Here is a 259-nt window from a genome sequence, read left to right as displayed (position 1 = left end):
AATTAACAAGGGTCAGGTCTATCGATGCTTGCCGAAGCCGATGCGCGCGAGCTTGCTAGAGATTAGTGTTAATCGTGCTTTTCAACATCATACTAAACTCAAAGCGAGCCCTGACTTAGTAAAACGTTATGAAGTCGAGCACGACCCTGACAATGATGTGCGTATTGATTTGAGTAATCGCGTGTATGTTCAGCACCTTCTGTAAATGCAGGCTTACTCATACGCCACTCTGGACAGTATTGTCATCCGTATCACTACT

At 44.8% G+C, this 259-nt stretch carries 1 protein-coding gene; it reads left to right on the top strand.

All coding sequences use genetic code 11. From position 1 onward, the window contains the following. Positions 1-205: hypothetical protein (locus SB749_RS19950; RefSeq protein ID WP_410711836.1), on the top strand; the 205-nt coding region annotated here is incomplete at its 5' end. Positions 206-259 lie beyond the last annotated feature (54 nt).

Source organism: Brevibacterium sp. SIMBA_078 (assembly GCF_046534565.1).
In the GTDB taxonomy this organism is placed as follows: domain Bacteria; phylum Actinomycetota; class Actinomycetes; order Actinomycetales; family Brevibacteriaceae; genus Brevibacterium.
Note: the sequence above shows the minus strand (reverse complement) of the source record. Positions and strands in the feature narration are given on the sequence as shown.